This is a genomic window from Streptomyces sp. NPDC048479 (assembly GCF_040651435.1).
GTDB lineage: Bacteria > Actinomycetota > Actinomycetes > Streptomycetales > Streptomycetaceae > Streptomyces.
The window spans coordinates 138,412-160,945 of the sequence record NZ_JBEZKA010000015.1 but is presented as its reverse complement, the minus strand read 5'-3'; the positions used below and the strand labels follow the sequence as shown (position 1 = coordinate 160,945).

At 68.7% G+C, this 22,534-nt stretch carries 18 protein-coding genes and 1 pseudogene; 9 read left to right on the top strand and 10 right to left on the bottom strand.

What is annotated here, in order from left to right; translation table 11 throughout:
• Nucleotides 1-88: 88 nt before the first annotated feature.
• Nucleotides 89-1,576 (top strand): PLP-dependent aminotransferase family protein, encoded by a 1,488-nt coding sequence (locus AB0D12_RS23590; protein WP_362686176.1) that lies wholly within the window; start codon nt 89-91, stop codon nt 1,574-1,576.
• A 405-nt stretch (nt 1,577-1,981) separates the two neighbouring features.
• On the opposite strand, the gene AB0D12_RS23585 is transcribed toward AB0D12_RS23590, so the two are convergent.
• Together AB0D12_RS23585 and AB0D12_RS23580 are read right to left on the bottom strand one after the other, a co-directional pair.
• On the bottom strand, nt 1,982-2,938 hold the full coding sequence (locus AB0D12_RS23585; protein ID WP_362686173.1) for an aldo/keto reductase: 957 nt from the start codon (nt 2,936-2,938) through the stop codon (nt 1,982-1,984).
• A 328-nt stretch (nt 2,939-3,266) separates the two neighbouring features.
• Nucleotides 3,267-4,805 carry a S8 family serine peptidase gene (locus AB0D12_RS23580; RefSeq protein ID WP_362686170.1) on the bottom strand — a complete coding sequence of 513 codons (1,539 nt, stop codon included), beginning with the start codon at nt 4,803-4,805 and terminating at the stop codon, nt 3,267-3,269.
• Between the two features lie 1,046 nt (nt 4,806-5,851).
• On the opposite strand from AB0D12_RS23580, the gene AB0D12_RS23575 reads away from it, so the two are divergent.
• The 4 genes and pseudogenes from AB0D12_RS23575 to AB0D12_RS23560 all read left to right on the top strand — a co-directional run bounded on the left by AB0D12_RS23575 (nt 5,852) and on the right by AB0D12_RS23560 (nt 12,431).
• On the top strand, nt 5,852-7,387 hold the full coding sequence (locus AB0D12_RS23575) for a glutamate synthase subunit beta (protein ID WP_362686167.1): 1,536 nt from the start codon (nt 5,852-5,854) through the stop codon (nt 7,385-7,387).
• Nucleotides 7,388-8,026: 639 nt separating this feature from the next.
• Nucleotides 8,027-8,416: pseudogene (locus AB0D12_RS23570) on the top strand (bacterial transcriptional activator domain-containing protein); the annotation flags it as partial.
• 404 nt (nt 8,417-8,820) lie between these two features.
• Nucleotides 8,821-10,950, top strand: coding sequence for a tetratricopeptide repeat protein (locus tag AB0D12_RS23565; protein ID WP_362686164.1), 2,130 nt, complete (start codon nt 8,821-8,823; stop codon nt 10,948-10,950).
• 68 nt (nt 10,951-11,018) lie between these two features.
• On the top strand, nt 11,019-12,431 hold the full coding sequence (locus AB0D12_RS23560; RefSeq protein WP_362686161.1) for an FAD-binding oxidoreductase: 1,413 nt from the start codon (nt 11,019-11,021) through the stop codon (nt 12,429-12,431).
• A 287-nt stretch (nt 12,432-12,718) separates the two neighbouring features.
• Here AB0D12_RS23560 and AB0D12_RS23555 read toward each other — a convergent pair whose 3' ends face one another.
• From AB0D12_RS23555 to AB0D12_RS23535, 5 genes are all read right to left on the bottom strand, one after another.
• Nucleotides 12,719-13,246, bottom strand: coding sequence for a GNAT family N-acetyltransferase (locus AB0D12_RS23555; RefSeq protein ID WP_362686158.1), 528 nt, complete (start codon nt 13,244-13,246; stop codon nt 12,719-12,721).
• Between the two features lie 179 nt (nt 13,247-13,425).
• Nucleotides 13,426-14,223, bottom strand: a complete 798-nt coding sequence (locus AB0D12_RS23550) for a DUF5984 family protein (RefSeq protein WP_362686155.1) — start codon at nt 14,221-14,223, stop codon at nt 13,426-13,428.
• Between the two features lie 98 nt (nt 14,224-14,321).
• Nucleotides 14,322-15,155 carry a transporter substrate-binding domain-containing protein gene (locus tag AB0D12_RS23545; RefSeq protein ID WP_362686152.1) on the bottom strand — a complete coding sequence of 278 codons (834 nt, stop codon included), beginning with the start codon at nt 15,153-15,155 and terminating at the stop codon, nt 14,322-14,324.
• 88 nt (nt 15,156-15,243) lie between these two features.
• A complete protein-coding gene (locus AB0D12_RS23540; RefSeq protein ID WP_362686149.1) occupies nt 15,244-15,990 on the bottom strand; it encodes a hypothetical protein in 747 nt (248 codons plus the stop codon).
• Nucleotides 15,987-16,433 (bottom strand): hypothetical protein, encoded by a 447-nt coding sequence (locus AB0D12_RS23535; RefSeq protein ID WP_362686146.1) that lies wholly within the window; start codon nt 16,431-16,433, stop codon nt 15,987-15,989. The genes AB0D12_RS23540 and AB0D12_RS23535 overlap by 4 nt, the downstream gene beginning before the upstream one ends.
• Nucleotides 16,434-16,916: 483 nt before the next feature.
• Here AB0D12_RS23535 and AB0D12_RS23530 point away from each other — a divergent pair, with 483 nt between their 5' ends.
• On the top strand, nt 16,917-17,276 hold the full coding sequence (locus AB0D12_RS23530; protein WP_362686143.1) for a hypothetical protein: 360 nt from the start codon (nt 16,917-16,919) through the stop codon (nt 17,274-17,276).
• A 203-nt stretch (nt 17,277-17,479) separates the two neighbouring features.
• On the opposite strand, the gene AB0D12_RS23525 is transcribed toward AB0D12_RS23530, so the two are convergent.
• Nucleotides 17,480-18,205, bottom strand: coding sequence for a TetR/AcrR family transcriptional regulator (locus tag AB0D12_RS23525; protein WP_362686140.1), 726 nt, complete (start codon nt 18,203-18,205; stop codon nt 17,480-17,482).
• An 89-nt stretch (nt 18,206-18,294) separates the two neighbouring features.
• On the opposite strand from AB0D12_RS23525, the gene AB0D12_RS23520 reads away from it, so the two are divergent.
• Nucleotides 18,295-18,996, top strand: a complete 702-nt coding sequence (locus AB0D12_RS23520; RefSeq protein WP_362686137.1) for an NAD(P)H-binding protein — start codon at nt 18,295-18,297, stop codon at nt 18,994-18,996.
• A 233-nt stretch (nt 18,997-19,229) separates the two neighbouring features.
• Here AB0D12_RS23520 and AB0D12_RS23515 read toward each other — a convergent pair whose 3' ends face one another.
• Both AB0D12_RS23515 and AB0D12_RS23510 read right to left on the bottom strand, forming a co-directional pair.
• Complete coding sequence (locus AB0D12_RS23515; protein ID WP_362686134.1) at nt 19,230-19,823, bottom strand: hypothetical protein; 594 nt, start codon at nt 19,821-19,823, stop codon at nt 19,230-19,232.
• A 352-nt stretch (nt 19,824-20,175) separates the two neighbouring features.
• Nucleotides 20,176-20,706 (bottom strand): MarR family winged helix-turn-helix transcriptional regulator, encoded by a 531-nt coding sequence (locus AB0D12_RS23510; protein ID WP_362686131.1) that lies wholly within the window; start codon nt 20,704-20,706, stop codon nt 20,176-20,178.
• Between the two features lie 52 nt (nt 20,707-20,758).
• Between AB0D12_RS23510 and AB0D12_RS23505 the strand changes: the two genes are divergently transcribed.
• Nucleotides 20,759-21,481, top strand: coding sequence for a TIGR03086 family metal-binding protein (locus AB0D12_RS23505; RefSeq protein WP_362686128.1), 723 nt, complete (start codon nt 20,759-20,761; stop codon nt 21,479-21,481).
• 419 nt (nt 21,482-21,900) lie between these two features.
• A complete protein-coding gene (locus AB0D12_RS23500) occupies nt 21,901-22,497 on the top strand; it encodes an ATP-binding protein (protein ID WP_362686125.1) in 597 nt (198 codons plus the stop codon).
• Nucleotides 22,498-22,534 lie beyond the last annotated feature (37 nt).

The following is a 22,534-nucleotide window of genomic DNA, read 5'->3' as shown; positions in this document are numbered from 1 at the left end:
CATAATGTGCTTCTGCGCCTTCAAGGCCAATGGGGCAACTCTGTACAGTGATTGGCCCAGATAACATGGCCAATCTCGGGAGAATGGTGTGACAGACACGAATCCGTTCCCGCTCGTGGGCAGAGTGGGCCGCACGGACCGGACCCTGGGGAGCCGAAAGCTTGCCGCGATGCTGCCCGACCCGGCGGGAACGAGGCCCGCCTACCGTCACCTGGCCCAGGCGATCAGCGCGCTGATCCTGGACGGACGCATCGCGTTGCACGTCAAACTCCCCGCCGAACGGGAACTGGCCGCCGCCCTCAACACCAGCAGGACCACCATCACCGCCATGTACGACCTGCTGCGCGAGAGCGGATACGCGCACAGCCGCCAGGGCTCCGGTACCTGGACGACCCTGCCCGAGGGCCGTACTCCCAGCGGCATTTCACGGCTCCTCGGGCCCGAGGACACCGCGATCGACCTGGCCAGAGCCGCACCCGGACTGCCGGAGCAGACGCTCGTCGATGCACTCGTCCAAGTCACCCCTCGGCTGGCCGAGCACGCGCACACTCCCGGCTACCACCCCTACGGCCTGCCGGAACTGCGCGCCGCCATCGCCGAGCGTTTCACCCAACGGGGTCTGACCACCGTGCCCGAACAGATCCTGGTGACCTCCGGCGCTCAGCACGCACTCACGCTCGTCATAGGGCTGCTGTGCCGCCCTGGCGACCGGGTCATGGTCGAGAACCCGTCCTACCCGAACGCTCTGGAGGCCATGCGCCGCGCTCGGCTGCGCACCGTGTCGGTCCCCGTGACCGATACCGCCTGGGATATCGAGATCATCGAATCGACCTTCCGCCAGGTGGTGCCCCAACTGGCCTATCTGATCCCCGACTTCCACAATCCGACGGGCTGCCTCATGCCCGAGCACGAGCGCGTCCGCATCCTGAGCGCCGCGGCGCGCTCCGGCACCTGGCTGGTCGTCGACGAGACCCTGGCCGACCTCGCCCTCGACGTCCCCGCCCCGCCGCCCTTCGCCTCCCACACCACGCCCGGTGGAACCGGCCAGGTCATCACCATCGGCTCGATGAGCAAGACGCACTGGGGCGGTCTGCGCATCGGCTGGCTGCGTGCCCCCGCGCGGCTGGTCACCGAACTTGCCGGCCAGCGAGTCGCCACCGACATGGGCGGCTCAGTCCTGGACCAACTCCTGGCCCTCGCCCTGCTGGCTCGGGCCGGGGAACTCATGCCGCCCCGCCTGGAACAGATGCGCCGGCAGCGCGCCGCTCTGGCCGCGGCCCTGGCGGAGCACATCCCGCAGTGGACCTGGCAACTGCCGCCAGGCGGTCTGTCGCTGTGGGTTGACCTGGGCGAGCCCGTCGCCTCGGCGCTGGCCGAGCGGGCATTGGAGAACGGGGTACGCATTGAGAGCGGCGCCTACTTCGCCACCGATCCGGGCATTTTCGAACAACGGCTCCGCATCCCCTACACCACACCTCCAGAAACCCTGCGCGAGGCTGTACACCGCATGGCCGCCGCCCTCGCCGATGGCCGCCCGCTCCCGTCGACTACCCGACGACCGCACTGGGTCGCCTGAGAGCGGCCCTGCCTGCCGTCGCTTCACCGTTCCTTGACGCCAGGGTCAGCGCCTCATCCATAGCGACCACGTTAGCCACGTACTCAACGCCATCCAGAACCTGCTGCGGTGCTGGGCCGGAACCTGCACCACATGCCAACGCCCCTACCCAACCCAAGAACCAGAAGACAGTCCGCACCCGTGCGGGGACGACGAGGTGCGGGACTTGATCCGTGCGGCGGCCAGGCGGCCCGCCGCGTCCGGCGCCGAGAGCCCGACCGACGTTGCCGTCCTACGGGCCGAGGCGATACCCGTCGAGGACGGGGTGCTGAGCGACGAGGCTCTGTTCGACCTGGTGGGTGACTCCCGGTTCGTACTGATCGGAGAGGCATCCGCGCGGGACGCTCTTGAGCCGATCAGGGAAGATCAGGGAAGAGGAGCGCCGCGGGCAGTGAGCCAGAGTTCGTACCACTCCTCTCGGGTGAGGTCTGGTTCCTGCTGCGCAGCGTCACGGCAGGCGCGGATACGTTCAGGACGCGCGCTTCCGATCACCGGCACGATCCCGGCCGGATGCCGCTGGAGCCACCACAGCAGAATCGTCTCCGGCGTCGTGCCCTTCTTGTCGGCCAATGACGTGATGAGCTGCGCGGTCGCGTACTCGTCCGGCGTCTGCTGCCGACCCGTGAAACGGCCCTGCGCGAGTGCCCCCCATGCCTGCAGGGAAATGCGGTTCGCCTGGCAGAACTCGACCGTACCGAACGGGAAGCCGATTGCAGCGGCCTCCGGGGTGTTCACGAGGACACCGGCTTCGAGCCAGTCCCGCCGCTGCAGGCTCATCTCCAGCTGATTGGCGACCAGCGGGACGTCGAGACGTGCCTGCAGAGGGGCCATCTGCACGGCGCCCATGTTCGACACACCGAACCGTCGCACAAGGCCCTGCCGGTGCAGCGATGTCAGTGCCTCGGCGATCTCGTCCGCGTCTGCCAAGGGATCCGGCCGGTGCAATAGCAGTACATCGATGACGTCGGTACGCAGACGAGCCAGGCTCTCCTCGACCCGCCGGGCGATGCTCTGCCCACGGAGGTCGTAGATGCCGGGCCGCTCGCCGTCTGCAAGACGGATACCGCACTTGGTCTGCACGACGATGCGCTCACGCAGTCCTGGGGTGCGGGAGAGAACCTCACCGAAGACTGCCTCAGCCTTCCCGTGCCGGTAGATGTCGGCGTGGTCGAACGTGCTGATCCCGCAGTCCAGCGCCGCCTCGATGGCTGCCTCGGCATCTGCAATCTCCGGCGCGCCGTAGGGCTCGGTATCCCAACTGCCGCCGAGCCCCATGCACCCGTACAGCAGCCGCCCACCGCTCGTCCCGGCATTCGTCGTCACACCGTCACCTTACGACGCAGCATCAGCAGCAGCTGTCCATGAACCGTTCGGACGATCGATCCTGTTGCCTGAGGGTCAATGGAGGTCGATGCCGCCCCGACTGCTTCGATGTCACCGGCGCCCTCTGCGCTCAGGGTTTCGGACGGTGCAACCGGGTTGGACGCCGCTCTCTTTGGGGATCCAGCGTCAGGCGGCCGACCCCATTTTTCGACGTGTCAGTTCCCATCAGGCGGCCCGCAGTTCCCTGCGGAGAGAGCGGCTCGGTGCGGTCGGCACCGGGCCGACGCCCTGAGGCCTGCAGATGCTGCAGACCTCAGGGCGCGGTGTGTCAGTGCTTCGTGACGGCGTCGAGTGCGTTGACGATGCCGTAGCCGTAGAAGCCGTTCACCCGCCTGTGGCCTTTGCAGGTCGCGTCTTCGATGCCGTTGCCGTCGGGGTCGTACAGTCCGGTCGGGCAACCGGGGTTGTCCGCCTGGGCCTTGAGCAGCGCCTGCAGAGCCTGCGGGCCGGCCCACGGGTGGGTGCTCTTGAGGAGGGCCGCGACAGCCGCCACGTGCGGGCCGGCCATCGAGGTGCCCTGCAGGAAGGCGTACTCGTTGTTGGGCATGGTGGCCAGGATCCGGCCGTTCTTCGACGGGGTGTCCGGGATCTGGTACTTGTCGCCGCCCGGGGCCGCGACGTCGACGACGCCGAGTCCGTAGCTGGAGTAGTACGACTTCAGGTTCTGCACGCCGGTGGCGGAGACCGTGACGACACCCGGCAGCTGGGTGGGGATGTCGAAGCACTTGTGCGGGTCTACGGTCCGGGGAGCCGGGGTGGTGTCGTCGGGGCTGGATTCGTCGACGATCGCGTCGGAGTCGAGGTCGTGGTTGGAGTTGCCCGCGGACGCGACGTGCAGCGTGCCCTTGCTCTGTGCGTACAACGAGGCCCGGTTGACCGCGTCGACGATGGCCTTCTGGTCCGGGTCGTCGAGGCAGTTGTAGAGCCACGGGTCGATGTAGTAGCTGTTGTTGGTGATCTCGACGCCATGGTCGGCGGCGAAGACGAACGCGCAGACGACACTCTCCGGGAAGAAGAGGCTGGTCTTCGGGTCGCTCACCTTGATCGAGGCGACCTTGACCCCCGGAGCAACGCCGGCCACGCCGATGCCGTTGCGGGCGGCGGCTATCTCACCGGCGACGTGCGTGCCGTGGTAGTCCTCCGCCGGGTCGTACGGACGCCAGGCACCTTCGCTGGTGTCCGCAACGCCGCCCACGCAGTTGGCGGACTGAGGCTTGGAGAAGTTCGCGGCGAGGTCGGGGTGAGTGTCGTCCACACCCGTGTCGATCACGGCAACGGTGACGTTCCTGCTGCCCGGGTTTACCTTGGCTGCCTTGTCGGCGCCGATGGCGCGCAGATCCCACTGGTCGGCCTCGAGCGGCTCGGTGCCATCGGTGGCGGCCGTACGGGCCTGGGCCTTGGCGCTGTCCACGTACTCCGGGGCGCCCATCTCGGTGGTGCTCGCAGGGGCGAGTGCGGCGGTACGCGTGGCACCCGCGCTCTGCACGCCCTTGACCGTGCGTATCTGCTTGGCGAAGTCGGGGTTCGCCGAGTGGACGACGATGACGCCGATCTTCTCATAGGCGATGACAACGGTGCCGCCGGCTTCGGCTATCGCCTTCTCAACGGCCTTGATTTTGCCGTGGTTCGCCTTGGTGTTGACCACGTACGAGAGCGTGGGGCCGTCCGTGGTCGCTGTGGCAGGGGTGTCCTGCACAGCGGCCTGGGCGGAGGCGACGCCCGGCAGAAAGCCGAGCGACGCGGTCAGCGCCAGTCCGGCCGGTACCGCGAGGGCGGCACGCAGGCGTCTGGAGCGCAGATGAGCCATGGAGGTACTCCACATCATCAAAGGGCTGCCCGAATTGTGTACGCACGGGCGGGGTACGTGACGAAGCAAGCTAGCGTCGATCAAGCGTGCGTATCAATGCCAACGGCAATAGGCTTCCTTACTTGCTTCCGGCTCCTCGTAGACATTTCGCCCACCGCGCGATGCTGAAGATCATTGCCGTCGGTGGCGGTGCGTCCGGGGCGACAGCCCGGCCAGGGCACGTCGGGGCCGGTCACCCCGTGGTTGCTGGTGCTTCCCGATCGCACCGGGTCGTCGGCCGGCTGTATCTCCAGCCCACACGATCAAGAGTCCTGGCGGTACTGGGGTGTTGGTAAGAATCGTGACGGGCCAGGAGCCAAATAGTTGGTCTTCGTTGGCCCCTGGTGTGGGGTACCGACAACGGTCAACGGGCAGCGGGTTCATGCGTAGGTCGCGAGGACCGCGCTCAGCGGACAGCCTCGGAATGAACCGTCCACGTGGTGTGAAACGTCATCCCTTGACTGCGAATGTCGGTGTCTTCCTTCAACTTCACAGCGTCAGCCAGCACGAATGGCGGGTTGGCCTCGCTGAGGTCAAACGTGGGCAGCGTGCCCGCGCCATCAGGGCAGCCGCGGCCACGGCGCGCATGGCGTCGGAGGCGTCCAGTGAGTCCGCGGTGCCGGCTCGACGGCGAAGTCTGCGGCGTCGCCGTTGCCGAAGGGGCCGATGCCCCAGGTGCCCATGGTGATCTCCTCCAGGAGTCCGCGGTGCCGGCGTGAGCAGGAGCGGCAGGCGATTCCTCCGCGAGTTCGCCCGCAGGCGGAGTGCCACCTCGCCGGTGCTGTGCGCTGCGGCCATCGAGGTGCCGGAGAGTGGGGCGACCGCGGCACTGTGATCGCAGGGCCTGGCCCTGCCCTCGAACTCGGGTTTCGTGGAAAGGCACGTCAACCGGATCAAGATGCTCAAGCGCCAGATACTTGAGCCCACCGACCGAAAAAGCAGCACAAAGCAGGCGTACGCTGGTCAGAACGCCGTATTGCACCGCGAGTGAACGCTGGAGGCGGCGCATGACCGACCCTCACGGCTTCCTCAAGATCCCCCGTCGGCCCGTCCCGCCGCGCCCCGTCGAGGAACGGCTGAGCGACTGGTACGAGGTCTACGCGGGCCAGGCGCTGCTTCCGCTCGTGTCCGAGCAGGCCGGGCGCTGCATGGACTGCGGCCTGCCGTTCTGCCACAGCGGCTGCCCGCTGGGGAATCTCATCCCCGAGTGGAACGCGTACGCGACGCAGGGCGACTGGCGAGCCGCGGCCGAGCGGCTGCACGCGACGAACAACTTCCCCGAGTTTACCGGGCGGCTGTGCCCGGCGCCGTGTGAGGACGCCTGTGTGCTGGCCATCAATGCCGATCCGGTGACGATCAAGAACGTCGAGCAGGCCATCGCCGACCAGATCTGGGAGCGCGGGTACGCGCCACCGCAGCCGCCCGAGCGGCTCAGCGGCAAGACCGTCGCCGTCATCGGCTCCGGACCCGCGGGACTGGCAGCGGCCCAGCAGCTGACCCGGGCGGGCCACACGGTCGCGGTGTACGAGCGCGCGGATCGAGTCGGCGGACTGCTGCGCTACGGCATCCCCGCGTTCAAGCTGGAGAAACGGCACCTGGACCGCCGCATCGAGCAGATGCGGGCGGAAGGCACCAAGTTCCGCACGGAAGTGGACGTCGGCAGCGATCTCGACGCCACCGAGCTCAGGAGGCGTCACGACGCGATCGTCGTCGCCGTCGGAGCCATGGAACGCCGGGAACTCCCCGTCCCCGGCCGCGAGCTGCACGGCATCCATCAGGCCGTGGACTACCTGACCCTCGCCGACCGGGTCAGGGAGGGCGACTACGCCTCGCCCCCCGTCACCGCCGAGGGCAAGCATGTGGTGATAGTCGGTGGCGGGGACACCGGCTCGGACTGTCTGGGCACCGCCCTCCGCCAGGGCGCCGCCTCCGTGGTGCAGCTGGACATCAACCCGGAGCCCGGCGATGCCCGGCCGGACACCGACCCCTGGCCCACGTATCCGAAGGTCTACCGGATCTCCCATGCCCACGAAGAGGCCCGGGGGCGGGAGGGCACGGATCCGAGGGTCTTCTCCTCCGCCACCCTCCGCTTCGAAGGGGGCCCGGCCGGCCACGTGCACACGCTGCGCCTGACGGAAGTGGAACCCGAGGCCAGAAGGCCGCTGTCGGACACCGAGCGGGTGATCCCGGCGGAGCTGGTCCTGCTCGCCCTTGGCTTCTCCGGTCCCGAACGGGGCACCGGCCTGATGAAGCAGCTCGGGCTCACGCTGGACGAGCGCGGAAACTTCGCACGGGACGCCGCCTTCGCGGCCGAGTCGGACGAGACGGTGGAGAGGGCCGAGACGGCCGAGCAGGCCGTGCGGACCGTCCGCACCAAGACGGACGGGATCTTCGTCGCGGGTGACGCGGGACGCGGCCAGTCCCTTGTGGTGTGGGCCATCGCGGAGGGACGTGCCGCCGCGGCGGCCACGGACCGCTATCTGACCGGCTCCACCGTGCTCCCGGCCCCCATCACTGCAAAGGACCGGCCCCTGGCGGCGTGATGCCCCGGGCCAGCCACTGCCCCCGCGGGCGCGGCCCGAACCTGCCGCGCATCCTCCCCCTCGGCTGTAAAGTGACCGGTGTAACTCCTGTGTGACCCTGGCTGTCGAACCCGCTGGTGAGCGCAGGGAAATGGCCATCTGGGTCGTAACGGTGATGCGCGTGGTCACGTGGAACCAGTCCCGCAGTGCTCGGCCTCGACGGTGCCGCAGTGCAGCTGGCGGTGGGCTTGGTCCGTATCTGTGCCAGGGCCCAGGGTCCGTGGCCCTGGGAGCAGCTACTGAAGGATCTCGTCACCGACCGGACCGACCGCTGATGAATCCACCCGCCCTCGGTAGCCGGCCATAGGGGCGGACGTGGCCGACGAGGTGCGCATCGGTCTGCTCGGTGGCCTGGACGTGGCGGTCGGAGACCGCCACGTCGCCGCCGGGGCGTGGCGGCTGCGCAAGGCCAGGAGCGTACTGAAACTGCTGGCCTTGACACCAGGCCACAGGTTGCACCGGGACCGGTTGTACGACCTGCTGTGGCCCGACCTGGATCCGGAAGCCGCGTCCAACAACCTGCACCAGGTGTTGCATGCCGTCCGGCGCGCGTTGGCGACGGCCGGGACACCCGGCGATGTCGTCGTCCTTCGAGACGACATGGTCGTACTCGGCCCGGACGGCGGCGTCCGAGTCGACCTCGACGAGCTGGAGGAGGCGACACGACGGGCATCGGCCGGCGGCAGGTCGGCGGATTACCGCGCCGCGCTTGCCCTGGCCGAGCATGAACTGTTGCCCGAGGACACCTTCGAGCCATGGACGCAGGAGGTGCGCAGTGCCATAGGTGTGCGGCGCACCGGGCTGAGACTGGCTCTCGCCGAAACGCTCGAGCAGGAGGGCCGCGCCGCCGAGGCGGTCGAGGTGCTGCAGTCTCTGATCGCCGACGATGAATTGAACGAGCCAGGCCACCGGGCACTCATGCGGATCCTTGCAGCTGCGGGGCGACGGCGGGAATCGCTGGCGGTGTACGAGCAGCTGCGCGACGCGCTCCGTGGTGACGCCGGATCCGACCCGGACCCGCAGACCCGCGAGTTCTACCGCACACTGCTGGTCGGCTCGGTCGAGGAGCCGGCCGGTCGCGGTCCCGTCCATCGTCACAACCTGCCGGCGCAGATGACCAGCTTCATCGGCCGGGAACGCGAGATCGTCGAAGTGGAGGAACTGCTCGCGCGAAGCCGACTGCTGACCCTGACCGGCCCTGGCGGTTGCGGCAAGACCCGACTCGCCATGGCCGTCGCAGCCCACCACGTCGAGGCTGTCCGCGATGGTGTGTGGTTCGTCGACCTCGCCGCGCTCACAGACCCCAGGTTCGTTCCGGACGCGGTCGCCGCGGTCTCGACATCCAGCTCTCGCCGAGCAACAGGACGCAAGCGGCGCTGGTCACGCAGCTCGCCGTGCGGGAGCTGCTGCTCGTGCTCGACAACTGTGAGCACCTGGTCGAGTCTTGCGCCGCCCTGGTCGCGGACGTTCTGGCCCACTGTCGGGGGGTCGTTGTGCTGGCCACCAGCCGCGAGCCGCTGCAGGCCTACGGCGAACGCACATGGAGGGTGCCTTCACTCGCGCTGCCGGACGTGCGCCGGCTGCCACCGCCGCCCGAGCTCGGCCGTGTCTCATCCGTGCGGCTGTTCGTGGAGCGGGCCACGGAGGCGGTCCCGCGATTCCAACTGGACGCGGACAATGCGGCCGCCATCGCGCAGATCTGCTTCCGGCTCGACGGGATGCCCCTGGCCTTGGAACTCGCGGCCGCGCGGGTACGCATGCTGACACCGCGACAGATCGCCGAGCGGCTCGACGACGCGCTCAGCCTCCTTGGGCAGGGCAGCAGGCACACGGTAACTCGGCAGCAGACGCTGCTCGCCACCCTGCAGTGGAGTCACCAGCTGCTCGACCCCGAGGAGCGACTGCTCTTTCGTCGGCTCGCGGTCTTCGCCGGCGGCTTCTCCCTGGCCGCGGTGGAGGAGGTGTGCACCAAGGACATCGACCCCGCATCCGTGCTGGATCTGCTCGGCCGTCTCGTCGACAAGTCGCTCGTCCTGGTGGAACGCCACGGCGACGAGGCGCAGTATCGACTGCTCGAAGCGATCCGGCAGTACGCGCGGGAGCGGCTGCGCGAGACCGGGGAACTGGCGGAGACCGAGAGCCGGCATCGCGGCTTCTATCTCGCGCTCGCCGAGTCGCATGACCCTGAGCTGACGACCCGGATCTCCGGTGAGACGTCGCTCCGGCTCGAAGTCGACCACGACAACCTCCGCGCCGCACTGAGATCGGCCCTTGAGAGTGACCCGGACACCGCGCTACGGCTGGCGGTCGCGTTGCGGCTGTTCTGGTCCGAGCGAGGCTACTTCGCCGAGGGGCGGCGCTGGCTGGACGACGCCCTCGCCGCCGCGCGGGCGCCGACCCCGCTACGGGCGCGGGCGCTCACCGGTCAGGGCGTGCTCGCGGTACGGCTCGGTGACGGCTCCCGGCTTGCGTCGATCGGTGCGGAGATCGTGGCGATCCACCGGGCGCAAGGAGACCCGGCGGCACTGGCGTACGCCTGCTACCAGCAGGCGGTCCTGTTGTGGATGCGCGGCACCTGGGACGAGGCAAGGACGGCACTCGACGAGGCATGCGCGCTCGCCCGAGGCGAGCCGTCGGTTCTCGCGGCCGCCGCGCACCAGCGGGGAATCTGGGCCGTCTGCCGGGGTGACGGGAGGGCGGCCCGCGAGGCCTTCGCCGAGAGTCTGCGTCTGCTCGCCGGCCTCGCCGACGGGACCCGGCCGTTCTTCCCCGTCATGACACCCGGGTACATGGCGGAGGAGGACGCCGAGAGCAGGACGTCGGTGTTCTTCGAGGAGACCGTGATGGTCGGGCGGCTGGTGGGCGCGGCACAGGCTCGCGGGTACGCGTTGTCCAATCTCGCGTGGGCCACCCGGCTGGACGGCGGTGCGCAGGAGGCCAGAACAGCGGCCGAACAGAGCGTGGACTGCTTCCGCGTGCTCGGCGACCCCCACGGGGAGTCGCTGGCCCTCAACACCCTCGGAAACATCTGCCGCACCCATCGGGAGTACGACGCAGCGCGGCAGTACCTCGACACCAGCCTTCGGATCAGACGCCGGCTCGGCGACCGCCGCGAGGTCGGGATCACGCTCGGCAGCGTCGGCCTGCTGGCCATGACCGTCGGCGACGTCGACGGCGCGCGGGCGGCGATCGGCCGGGCCCTCGCCGGTTTCGAGGAGACCGACGACATCCCGGGGACGACGAACAGCCTGCTCCACCTCGGGCTTGTCGCCCGGGCCGCGGGCGACGCCGCCACGGCGCGGGATCTGCTCACCCGCGCCCTGGACCTGGAACACGTGGCCGGTTCGACGTGCGCCGCCGGGTGGGTGGCGGCCATGCTGTCCCGGCTGGCGGAGGAAGCGGGCGACCATACCGGCGCGGAAGCTTTCACCGCCCGTTCGCTGGGCCTCTTCACGCGAGTGGGCGACATGAGGGGCCTGGCTCACCTGCGTCGCGCCGGGACACGGGCGCAAAGCCGACGCTAACCCGGTGCTGAGCGGCACCTCCTACGGTCCTTGATGTCGGAGCGAAGACCACACCAAGGAGGCCGACGATGTCGATCGAGACAGCAAGGAGTGTCCTGGGGGACGCCACCATCGGTGAGCTGGAAGCGGCTCTGCGCGGGACGGTAGTACGGCCGGGCGACGCGTCGTACGACGAGGCCCGGTCGATTTGGAACGCCGCGCACGATCGGCGGCCGGCCCTGATAGTGCGCTGCGCCGGGACCGCCGATGTGATCCGGGCGGTCGAGTTCGCGCGCAGCCAGGACCTGCCTGTCGCGGTGCGGGGCGGCTCACACAGCATCGCCGGGTTCTCGACCTGTGACGACGGGATCGTCATCGACCTGTCCGCCATGAAGGGGGCGCGTGTCGACCCCGTGGGACGCCGGGTCGTCGCCCAACCCGGGCTGACATGGGGCGAATTCGACCACGAGACCCAGGCGTTCGGCCTTGCCATGACCGGCGGCCTGGTCTCGACGACCGGTATCTCCGGCTTCACCCTGGGTGGCGGGGTGGGCTGGCTCGTCCGCCGCCACGGCCTGGCCTCCGACAATCTGGTGGCAGCCGATGTCGTCACCGCGGACGGCCGGCTCGTGCACGCCAGTGCGGAGGAGAACCCTGACCTGTTCTGGGCGCTCCGGGGCGGCGGCGGCAACTTCGGTGTGGCCACATCGCTCGAGTACCGGCTGCACCCGGTCGGCCCGCAGGTCCTCGCAGGCCTGATCTTCTACCCCCTCGCCGAGGCACGCCAAGTGGTCACCCGGTGGCGCGACCTGACCGCCGAGATGCCCGACGAGCTGACGACACTGGTCAACCTGACCACAGCGCCCCCACTGCCGTTCCTGCCGGAGGCGGTGCACGGCACCCGGGTCGTGGTCGTCGCCGGCATGTACGCCGGCGCCATCGAGGCCGGTGAGGCAGCGGTCCGTCCGTTGCGCATGCTCGGTACCCCGATCGCCGACCTCATGGGCCCCATGCCCTACGTCGGAATGCAGTCGCTGCTGGACCCGCTGTGGACGCCTGGCGCGTACAACTACTTCACCTCGGCATTCATCGAGCCATCCGACACGGCGATCGATGCGCTGATGCGCCTGCACCTCACCACGCCGACGCCCTCCAGCGAGCTGCACCTGCACCATCTCGGTGGCGCGTACGGTCGCATCCCCGCGGACGCGACCGCGTTCAGCCAACGTGACGCAGGCGTCCTGTGCAACGTGATCGCGCGCTCCGACGAGCCGGCAGGCTTCGACGGGCACGCCGCGTGGGCACGCGCGGCACGGGAGGAGATCGCGCGCCACGGCGACGGTGCCATGTACGTCAACTTCACCGGTGACGCGGCAGAGGACAAGGTGCGCGCCTCGTATCCGGGCGCGGTGCACGACCGGCTCGTGCAGGTGAAGGATGAGTACGACCCCACGAACCTGTTCCGGCTCAATCAGAACATCCGCCCGTCCTCAGCGAGGTGACCCGGTGCACTGCAGACCGCGTGGGCGGTACCGGGGCCACTGTGTCGGTTCCTCCTGCCCGACAGTCGGCGAGGGCTGGGCCGTGCGGCCACCGGTTGCGGTGCGAGCGTGGTGCCATCGGCCCTTGCGATGGCGCCGCAGCGCGACACCGCAAGGGTCCAACTTCGGGGCTGGTGGCCGCAGTCCGCTCGCATACAGGACGGACGCCGTGCGCGTGACCCACGTGCTGATTCCTGGATCCCGTGCTGGAAGCACCTGGACCTACGCCCCAGTGGTCACGTGTCCTCTCAGGTGTACCTCGCGATGGGGATGTGGATATCGAGGACGGCACCGCTGGCGCGGGCTGGTGGCGCGTCCAGACTCTCCAGGACGTGGAGCATCGGCGTGTTGACCGCGGCGACAGTCGCAGTCAAGGTGTGGTGTCCGGCCCGGCGGGCCACGTCGGCCGCGTGTGCGGCCAATGCGGTGCCGAGCCCTTTGGACTGCCATTCGTCCTCGATCAGCACGGCGAGTTCGCCGACCCCTTGCTGATCGGTGCGCATGACATTGGTCATGGCGATGATGCGGTCCGTGCGCTGGGCGGTGGTGGTGACCAAGGTGGTGCCGCGCTCCGGGTCGGACAGCAGCCGCCATCCGGCCGGAGACATCTCAGGTTTACCCGCGTGGTAACGCAAGGCTCGGCTACCCGGCGAGCAACGGCGGTGCAGGGCCTGGATGAGCCCGAGGTCGGCGGGGGTCACCTCCCGGGTCCGGGTGGTGGTGCCGTCGGTCAGCGTGATCGGGTGTGCGGGGCCTCGAGGGCCGGCGTCGGGCATGCGGCGCTCTCCTCACATAGCGAACGTGATTGGCGTGCCGCGGAGCCCTCCTGGGGGCATGTCCGCCTTGGCACAGGAGCAGTCTTTTTCCACTCCCCAGCCGATTCAAGGGGTGTTCGCGCCATATCGATTACGCTTCGCGCACTACTTGTCACTCATCGGAGTGACATTTATGGCTCTCAGTCCTCCTCCGCTGCCCTCGGGCCAAGGAGCGTGCGCGCACCGCTCCGTACGACGTCCCAGTCAGTGCCCGGGTCACGGTCCCGCGCACGCTGCAGCCAGGTCGCCCGGTCCCTGTGCTGACGGCGCAACTGCTCCATGTCCAGTTGGACACCGGGCGGAGGGGCTGCCTCCTCCAGTTCGCTGATGCGCTGGTCCATCGCGGCGAACAGCGCCCGGTCGAGTTCGGTCACCGCGGCGAGGAACTCGCTCGTCGGCATGGTCACCCGACCTGTCTGCGGGCCGGCGAACTCGATCACGCCCTCAGGGTCCGCCCGGTGCTCCCAAGTGACGGTCACGGCGTCGTCCTCGCCGACGATGGTGCGCCAGCAGCGTACGTGCGGGGCGATGCGGAGGTAGCTGGTGTGCAGGTAGCCCGCGCTGTGCCAGGTCAACGCCGCCTCAGCCTCCGGCGTGTCCAGCCAGGCCCAGTCCGGCGAGATGTCAGCCGCGACGTCCAACAGATCCTGTGGCACCGGTTCCATCGCCTCCGCCACGAGCGCGATCACGTCTTCCCACAGTCGGACAACGTAGTAGTCCACATAAGGGTTGGGTGGCCCGGCGTCGCTGTCGTTCCGAAGTTCCTGGACAGTGCGCTCGGAGTAACGAAGCACTTCATGGCCGCCCAGGTCGATGCAGTACCAGCCGTCGGTCAGCGCGAACCAGTGAAGTTCGGGATGCTCCCCGCCCCACGGCCTGACCATCTCCAGCGGAGTCAGTCCGAAGCGGAAGTGAATCGCGGGCGCAGTATGGATCACCGGTCCAGTGTCCCAGCTCGCTCACCCGAGGTAACTCGACAGCATCGGCAAGGTGCGCCAAGGGCGTGTCCGAGGGCGGAGTGGGACGGTCGAGCCCCTCAAGGACTCGGCTTGTCGCGGCAGGAGCGGGCGTCGATCGAGGGGCCGCTCGGCTTGTGGGTGCTGATCCAGCCGGGGTCCGCGATGGGCAACCCGGGCAGGGACGTCACGATGTCCCCGATCCACTCGCTGGTGCCCACGAATTTCTTCAGCCAGGTGGCCAGTCTCCGGCAGTCTGCGCGATGCCCCTTGGGCAGCCCGATTCCGTAGAGCTGAGGCGCGCCGATGGTGAGCCCGGGGAGCACGCGCAGGTTGTCCGCAGCGTGCTGCTGGGCAAATCCGTAAAGAATCGCCTGGTCGGTCGAGACAGCGGCGACCTGACCGTCCACCAGGGCCTCGATGCAGTCGGAGGCGTCGTCGAGGACCTGCACGACCACGCCCATCCCCTTGAGGTTGGTCAGCGCCTCCTGCGACGTGGTGCCGTCCCAGGTGCAGACCCGCTTGCCTCGCAGGTCCTCAAGCGCCGTGATGTCCCAGCCGTTTGAGCCCACGAGAAATCCCTGGCGAGTCTTGAAATAGGGACCGACGAAATCAACCTTGCGCATCCGTTCCGGCGTGATGGAGAACGAGGCGATCACCATGTCCGCCGTGCCGTCCTCCAGTTGAGCGATTCGGTCCCCCGACGAAACGTCGACCGGCTGGCTGAACGGGACCCCCAATTCCTCCTTCACGCGCTCGAAGAGCAGATAGTCCATGCCCGAACGGTCATAGTTCTCGGAATAGGAGATCCCCGGCAGATCGTTGTGCGTGGCAACGGTGACCCTCTCGGCACCGAGGAAGTGTGGCTCGCCCGACGGCGGGCCGCAGGCCGTAAGGGCAGCGGTGACCGCCACGGCAAGCGCGGCCGCGACGCAGGCCGACGGCCGTCGTGGCGGTTTGCCGGCCGGCCATGGGCGCGGTGTGCGAGACATGGTCTCCCCCTCAGTCGTGGAACGCCGCACTGGCGACGGAAACAGCTAGCAGGCAGCCCTCTTCGGCGGACAGGATGACCTGGACGCGAACCTCGGTGCGCGAGCCGCCGAGTGGGAGATCGACGGGCGTCCCCGCGCGCACCCCCTCGACCCGGCCTGTCTTGCTCCCCCCGATGAGTTGCAGCGTGAGTTCACTCTCGGGCGTGCAGGACTGCTGCAGCGGATCGGCGTCCTCGACCGCCAGCGTCAGGCGCAGCCAGGAGCGTTGCGCGGAGCCGTCGACGACGATCTGGGCGGCGGACGTGTGCGTCATCGGGCCCGTGGGGGAAAGGTGCGTGCGTCCGGTGACGTCGATCTCGCCGTGTTCGGCGAGATGATCCATTCCCACGAGCCCCAGGACCGCGAGAAGCAGGGCGAAGCCTTGCACGAGCGCACGCGGTACGGGCGAGCGGCTGTTGCCCACCACGCCCACGACCCGGCAGAAGGACAGCACCACGGCCGTACCGATGGCCGCGTACACCCAGGAGAACTGACGCGCCGGTCCGGCTGGCCCCGCGATCAGCGCTGTGGCGCCCAGTGCCAGTACCAGAAAGAAAGGTGGCCAGTTCCAGCCGCTCCAGCGCTTGGCTCTGCCGGAGAACTCGCTGACATCACCTGTGAAGAGGGTGAGGACCACCCTGCCGACCTTGCCGATCGTCAGCGATCCAGAGCCTGTTGAGTTCACGTGATAGGTGTCGGTGGAGCGGTGGGGAGTCACCAAGCGGCTCCACCGTCCGGGCGACGGCCGAAGTGGAAGTCAGCGTGCGTGATCCGGCCGATAGCCGGTGAGTTTTCACCGTGGGACGTCACCGTGATGGTGTCACCGGGCCGGTTCGACTCCATGGCCCGTCGTACGTGAGTGAGCAGGGCTTCGCCCGTCAGCGGACCCTCCGCCAGCCACCGACCGATCGCCGTCTCCAGTACCAGCCGGTCGCCTGCTGTCAGGTTGGCGACGGCTTCGGCGGCAGCTGCTTCCTCCGGGCTCCCCGCCGAGGCATCGGCCTGCCTGCGCAGCAGTCCGCCGAGAAGGGCGCGGCCGCGCTCCACGGCACTGTCCGCGAGTCGGTTCTGTACCGACTGGGCCAGCGTGCCGGCGAAGCTGGCCGCTGCTGCGGTCACGAACGGGGTAACGGCGGCTGCAGCTGCCAGCAGATCAGACATGGCTTTCCCATCCTCGGCAGCACTCGCACAGGCCGCACTCGTACGCCTCACGCAGCGCGTTCTGCCCTCGTTCAGCTGGCTTTCGAGGCTACGGAAAGCGAATGCGCCGCATGCCGGATGGACTCTTCTGACGGTATTTCTCCGATGCTGTCAGCTGCGAGTCCGAGTGTGTGCTGATCCGGTCGGAACGGGTTACGTGCGAGCCGTGGGCGCGGCTCGACAGTTTGGCCGTGCCGGTCTCGTCCGCACCCTTCGTGACTGGGCTCTGCCGTAGCAATGAGCCGGCGGACCGGACGTGAGGCACGTGTGCAAGGACGTCGGCGTCCAAGATTCGGTCGTCGGGGTAGACCGAGCTGCATCGTGCCCCCAGGGAGCCGGCTGCTGTCACCCAGTACTGTCCGGCCGAGTGTGAGTACGTCAGCCCGGACGGGCTGAGTACGTCGGCCGATTCCCACCAGCGCCGCTGCTGGTCGAATGAGAACCATGACTCCTGACGCCGCGCGCCACCCCCGCATGCAGCACGTCACCAACACCGGCACGGCGCTGGCCGTTGTCCTGCTGCCACTGGCGGCCGGCATGCTGCTGGCCAAGGCGATGGGCTCGGACCCGCTGACATCGGTCAACGCGATGATCGCCCACAGCGGGCAGCGAGCACGCGTGTCACCGTCGCAGTGGCGCGGATGCGGCAGATATGCACTGCGCGGGCGGGAGGCCGCCGCACGCAGGGCCGCTCTGCGCACACGCGCGGCTGCCGCCTGCCGCTCGGCGACCCGCACGGACAGGAGTACCGCTGCCACGAGCGCGGGCGCGGAGGAGAACCTGTCCCCTGTCCAGGGCGTTTAGATTTCGCACTTCTCCTCGGCATTGCCGGTTGCACAGAATGTGGGCAGGGCGCCGCGTACACGCTGTCGTTGGGCTCGAGATCGGCGAACCCGCCGGCGTCGTAGCGCACAACCACGTAGAAGATCATGCGGGCGTGGTCGAGCCACCACTGGTGCCGCGGAGGCTCGGTCCACTGCCACAGGTTCGCCTGTTGGAAAGGGCCGTCAGCCCTTCGGCGCGATACCCAACGACCGGACGAGCTGGGCCAGTTCCTCGCGGAAGAGCTTGTCCGGGCTGATTGTCTGGGTATGCAGATGGCCGTAGACCTCCAGTGACACCAGGCCGTGCAGGTGGCCCCAAATGCGCAGGGCGAGTGCCACGGCGGCTGGGGGGAGGTCAGGGAATGCCGGGCGGACCTTGCCGAGCAGGCCGGCATCGAAGTCGGACCACTGGAAGTCGCTGTCCGTGTAGAGGTGTTCGGCGTGCGGCCAGGCGGCAGCTGCGAGGGCGGTGAGGCCGGTGCAGACCCGGTGCGCGGCGTCCGGTGCGGCGCCGCCCTCTGGGGCTCGGTAGCCGGGTACGGGATCGCCGTAGATGAGGCGGAAGCCCTCCGGGTTGGCCAGGGCCCAGTCCCGGAAGGCGGACGCCCATGCCTGGATCCGGCGGGACGGGCCCTTGGCGGGGGCAGTGTCCCAGGCGGCATCCACGGCGTCGGCCAGCGAGGTGTACACGTCGTTGATCAGCGTGGTGACCAGGTCGTCGCGGGTGGCGAAGTAACCGTAGATGGCGTTGGCGGTCATGCCCATCTCGCGGGCGATGGCCCGCAGCGTGATCGCGTCGGGCCCACCCGAAGCCATCAACTCGAGTGCGACCTGCTTGATTTCCGCCGTCGTCGCGGCTCGCAGCCGTTCGCGGCGTCCCCTTGTGCTTCCCACAGTCGCGCTTTCCACGGCGCCACTCTACAGCGTCTCAAGATTGATTGCCGTATCTTAACTTCACGGCGTATAGTTTTCGCACGCCGTCACAGCAAGGGAGAGCCATGCACATCGGAGTCATCGGAGCCACGGGCAGCATCGGCAGTCGCGTCGTCACCGAAGCCCTCGGCCGCGGGCACCACGTCACGGCGTTCACCCGGGACGCCACGCGGATCAGCGAGGACCGGGAGAACGTCGCCTGGAAGAGCGTCGACGTCCTCGACGCCGGCAGTATCGCCGCGGTCGTCCCCGGCCTGGACATACTGATCAGCGGATTCCAGCCCGGCAACGGCGCCAAGAACATCGCGGATACCGTGGAGCGTTCGATCGCCGATCCCACGGTCTACGCCACCGCCGCGCAGGCGCTGTTGAAGGCGTTGGAGAGCCACCCCCGGACCCGGCTGATAGTTATCGGCGGCGCCGGCAGCCTGGAGGTCGAACCCGGATCAGTACGGGCGGACTCCGACGAGCACCTGCACGAGAGCCTCGATCTGCTCGGACTTCCGAGAGAGTACGCCGCCGCAGTACGCGGTCATCGGGATGCCCTGAATGTCCTGCGCACGTCCAACCGGCTATGGACCTACTTCAGCCCCGCGGAGAACATCGCTCCCGGCCGGCGCACGGGCCGGTTCCGCATCGGCGGCGACCAGCCGGTCCTCGACGCCGACGGGCGCAGCAGCATCTCCATGGAGGACGCCGCCGTCGCACTTGTCGACGAGGCGGAACTGCCCCGCTTCGTCCAGCGCCGCTTCACGATCGGCTACTGATCGGTCGCCGACGGGACATCAGCGGCGGGCCGGCGCCGTAGCCACGCTCATCGTGGTGGGCTCGGCCCTCCCCTGGACCTGACTGCCTGGCAGCCCCGGAAGTGGCGCTGCTCCGGTAGATACCTGGCTGTCAGCCACCCCCGAAGAGTCGGGCCTGTTTTCGTGCAACGTCCCGAAGGAGTTGGGCCAGAACCTGACGAAACAGACACAGCCACAGGTACCGATGGCGCGTATCAGAACTTGCCCATGTGCTCTTCAGAGCGGTGCCCCAACTGCTCACGGAACTCCGCGAAAAAGCTGTCGGTGAGCGGCGGCCACCCCCAGAAGTCGAAGGCGAGCGCCCCGAGGGCGAAGCCGGTCGGCCACTCCCACTCGGTGACCGGAACGGACACGCCGCAGGAGGAACAGAGGGCTCTCCCCTCCCCCGTTTCCCGCCATGCATCGATGCCGTCCTGGAAAGGCTGCCAGGCCTCCTCGTCCGCCTCCCACTCCTCCGGATAGTTGATGATCACGGTCTTCGTCCGGCAGCGTGGGCACGTGGCGGATTCCGGCTCGCTTTCCCCCTGCCCCCCGATGTGGTCATCCCGCCCGACGATGACGGCCACCGGGCCCGGTATCCAGTCCGAACCCCAATCTTCCGCAGTCCGCTTCCAGTTGGGGCCCGGCACATAGCCCTCGTCCACGTTCAGGCTGTACATCGCGTCACTGGACATCTCGCGCGTGAGTAGGCCTTCGGCAACCATCCAGTCGACCATCCGCTCCGCGAGCACCCCGGCCTCCTCGGCCGTCACCTCGACATCGACGATCCGCTCGAAGAAGTCACCCATCGTCCGTCAGTCCCCCTTGGTCAGTCGGCGGAACCCACGATGCCATCCCCCTCCGACAATGGACCGCGTCACCGGTGAGGAAGCAACACCGCTGCAGGCGCACCGACTCAGTCCCCCAAGTGCCGGGTGGGGGTGGATTCCCCTACCTGTTCCAGTCATACCTGCGGCGGCAACGCGTCTGCACAGCCCCATTCCCGGGAAGGACAGAGCCCCGCCGGCTCACACGGTGTCGCACACCGATCTTCACCCCTGACACCTTCCCCCGCATCGGACAGCGAGCGTGACATCACGGGGCCGGCAGTCCCTGACGCCGCACATTCCCAGCCAGTCCGAGCACATGACCATTTCCACCTCAAGTGGGATTGTCGGCGCCGGGTCCAGCCGAGGCTTGCAGCGAGCCCCGTCCAGGCTTCCGCGACGTCAGTTCCGGCAGCGCGGACAGGGCCTGCAGCCCCTTGAGAAAGCCGGCGCGGTCGGCGGCCGGCAGCTGGGTGAGCAGTTGCTCCTCGCCTTGCTGGATCGCAGCCTGTACCGCATCCCGCAGCCGTTGACCCGCGGCGGTGAGCGACAGCAGACGTACCCGTCGGTCCTTGGCATCCGGCTGACGGCGGATCAGCTCCCGTGCCTCCAGGTCGTCGAGGACGGCGATGATGCGGGTCTTGTCCGCCCGGATGGCCTCGGCCAGCGCCGCTTGAGTGCGGATCGGTGACTCGTCGAGGTGCAGCAGTACCGAGTACGCCCACATCGTCAGACCGTGCGCGTCGAGGATCGGCTGTTCGGCTGCCATCAGCGCACGGCCCAGGGGCACGATCATCGCCGCCAGATCGGGACGGGTCGGCCGCCCCCCGGATGTGGTGCCACTGTCGGCTGCATTCTCGGCCATGGTCAAGAAAATACCCGTTGACACTTCATATGCTCACGCAGATCGTAAGCACATGCATATGAATCATGCGCATGTGCCCGCATCGCACGCGGACTTCGAGCGCCTCCGGCGCCTCAACGCCCAGGCGGTCCGGGACAGCGTGAACCTGATACGCCGGATGACCCCCGGCGATCTCCTCAGGCCAACCCCCTGCTCGGCGTGGACACTGACCGATCTGCTCGCCCACATGACGGCCCAGCACCACGGATTCGCGGCGGCGGCGCTTGGCCACGGGCAGGACCTGTCGCACTGGTCGGTCCGGCCCCTCGGCGAGGATCCCGTCACGCATTACGGCGACGCTGCCGAGAACGTCATCGCCGTGTTCACGACCCTGGAGGGCCCCGACCGCGAGTTCACCCTCCCCGAATTCACCCGGGCTCAGACCTTCCCCGCCGCCCGCGCGATTGGCTTCCACCTCATCGACTACGTGGTGCACAGCTGGGACGTCGCCCGCACCCTAGGCATCACGTACGCACCCGGCACCGAACTCCTGGGGGCCGCACTGCCGATAGCCCGCGCCATCCCGGACGGCGACTCCCGGCTCGCCCCGGGCAGTGCCTTCCGACCGGGGCTGACCGCGGGCGACGACGCGGGCACACTGGAGAAGATCCTGGCGGCTCTCGGCCGCTCGCCGGACTGGCACCCCCCTCTTCAGCGACAACCACGCCGCCCCGGTCAGCGCCCGGCCCTCCGCCCGGAATGCCCGGCGGAGGCGAGGCTCGGGGGTCCTGCCTGACTGTGGCGGGAGCGGCACTGGCCCCCGCCGACCAGGCGCCGGTTGTCGCCGATCTCCGCCGGAGTTGAACGTCGAGGAGCGGGCTCGGCGTGAGCGGGTGCACCTGGATTCGGCCGAGTTGATCGAGGCGGGGCCGGTGACCGTGAGGTGGCGCGGCGCTTCAGGGCGGCGGTGACGCCGACGCCGTCGTGCGAGGCGCGGGCTGCCGAGTGGGACACATATGCGTCGAACTGACCCCTTGTCCCGCAGGCGGAACGCGATTAGGGTTCGGCAATGTCGAACAACGGTCGGGGTGCTTTGTGGAGCCGATCGTGTGCAGCGGTTGACGCAGCGTGGCGCGCCGCTGGCCAGAGCACGCCCGAGGGCGCGGTTGAACAGCCGCAGGAAACCCTGCCGAGCAAATCCACCGGGACATCGCCATGCGAACCACCGTCTTGAATCCGTCCACGGCGCGGCGCGGCACCATCGCACACCGTGTCGCGGCCTCTCGCCGCGGGCCGGGCAACGCCGTTTCCGTTTACACCTTCACCGTGCCGGCGGTACCCGCTGAGGTCCCCGTCGCCCGAAAGAGGGCGACCTGCGTCCTGCGGGACTGGGGGCTGCACGAGGACGGGCTGAACACGGCCGCGCTGGTGATCTCCGAGCTGGTCGGCAATGCCGCACGGCACGCCATCCCGCATTCGGCCCGAACCACAGTGATGCTCACCAGGACCGGGACGACGCTGGCGCTGGCAGTGCACGACGAGCACCCCTTCCTGCCGCAGCCCCTGCCCACGGGCGATCCCGGACAGGAATGCGGACGGGGCCTGATGATCGTCGACAGCCTCGCCCGCGAGGCAGGCGGCGCGTTGCAGATACGCCGGGTGCCCGCGCGCGGCAAGGAAGTCCGGGCGCTCTTCCCCGCCGCCGACTCCGCGGACACCGCGGACCTCGCAGCATGTCTGGCCGCCGCATGCCCGGTGATGCACTTTCAACGGCGAAGCACAGGTGACCGCAGGGCTGTGCATCACGGCTGACCCGTCCGGCACCGGCTGTCGGCGGTCAGGTGGGCTC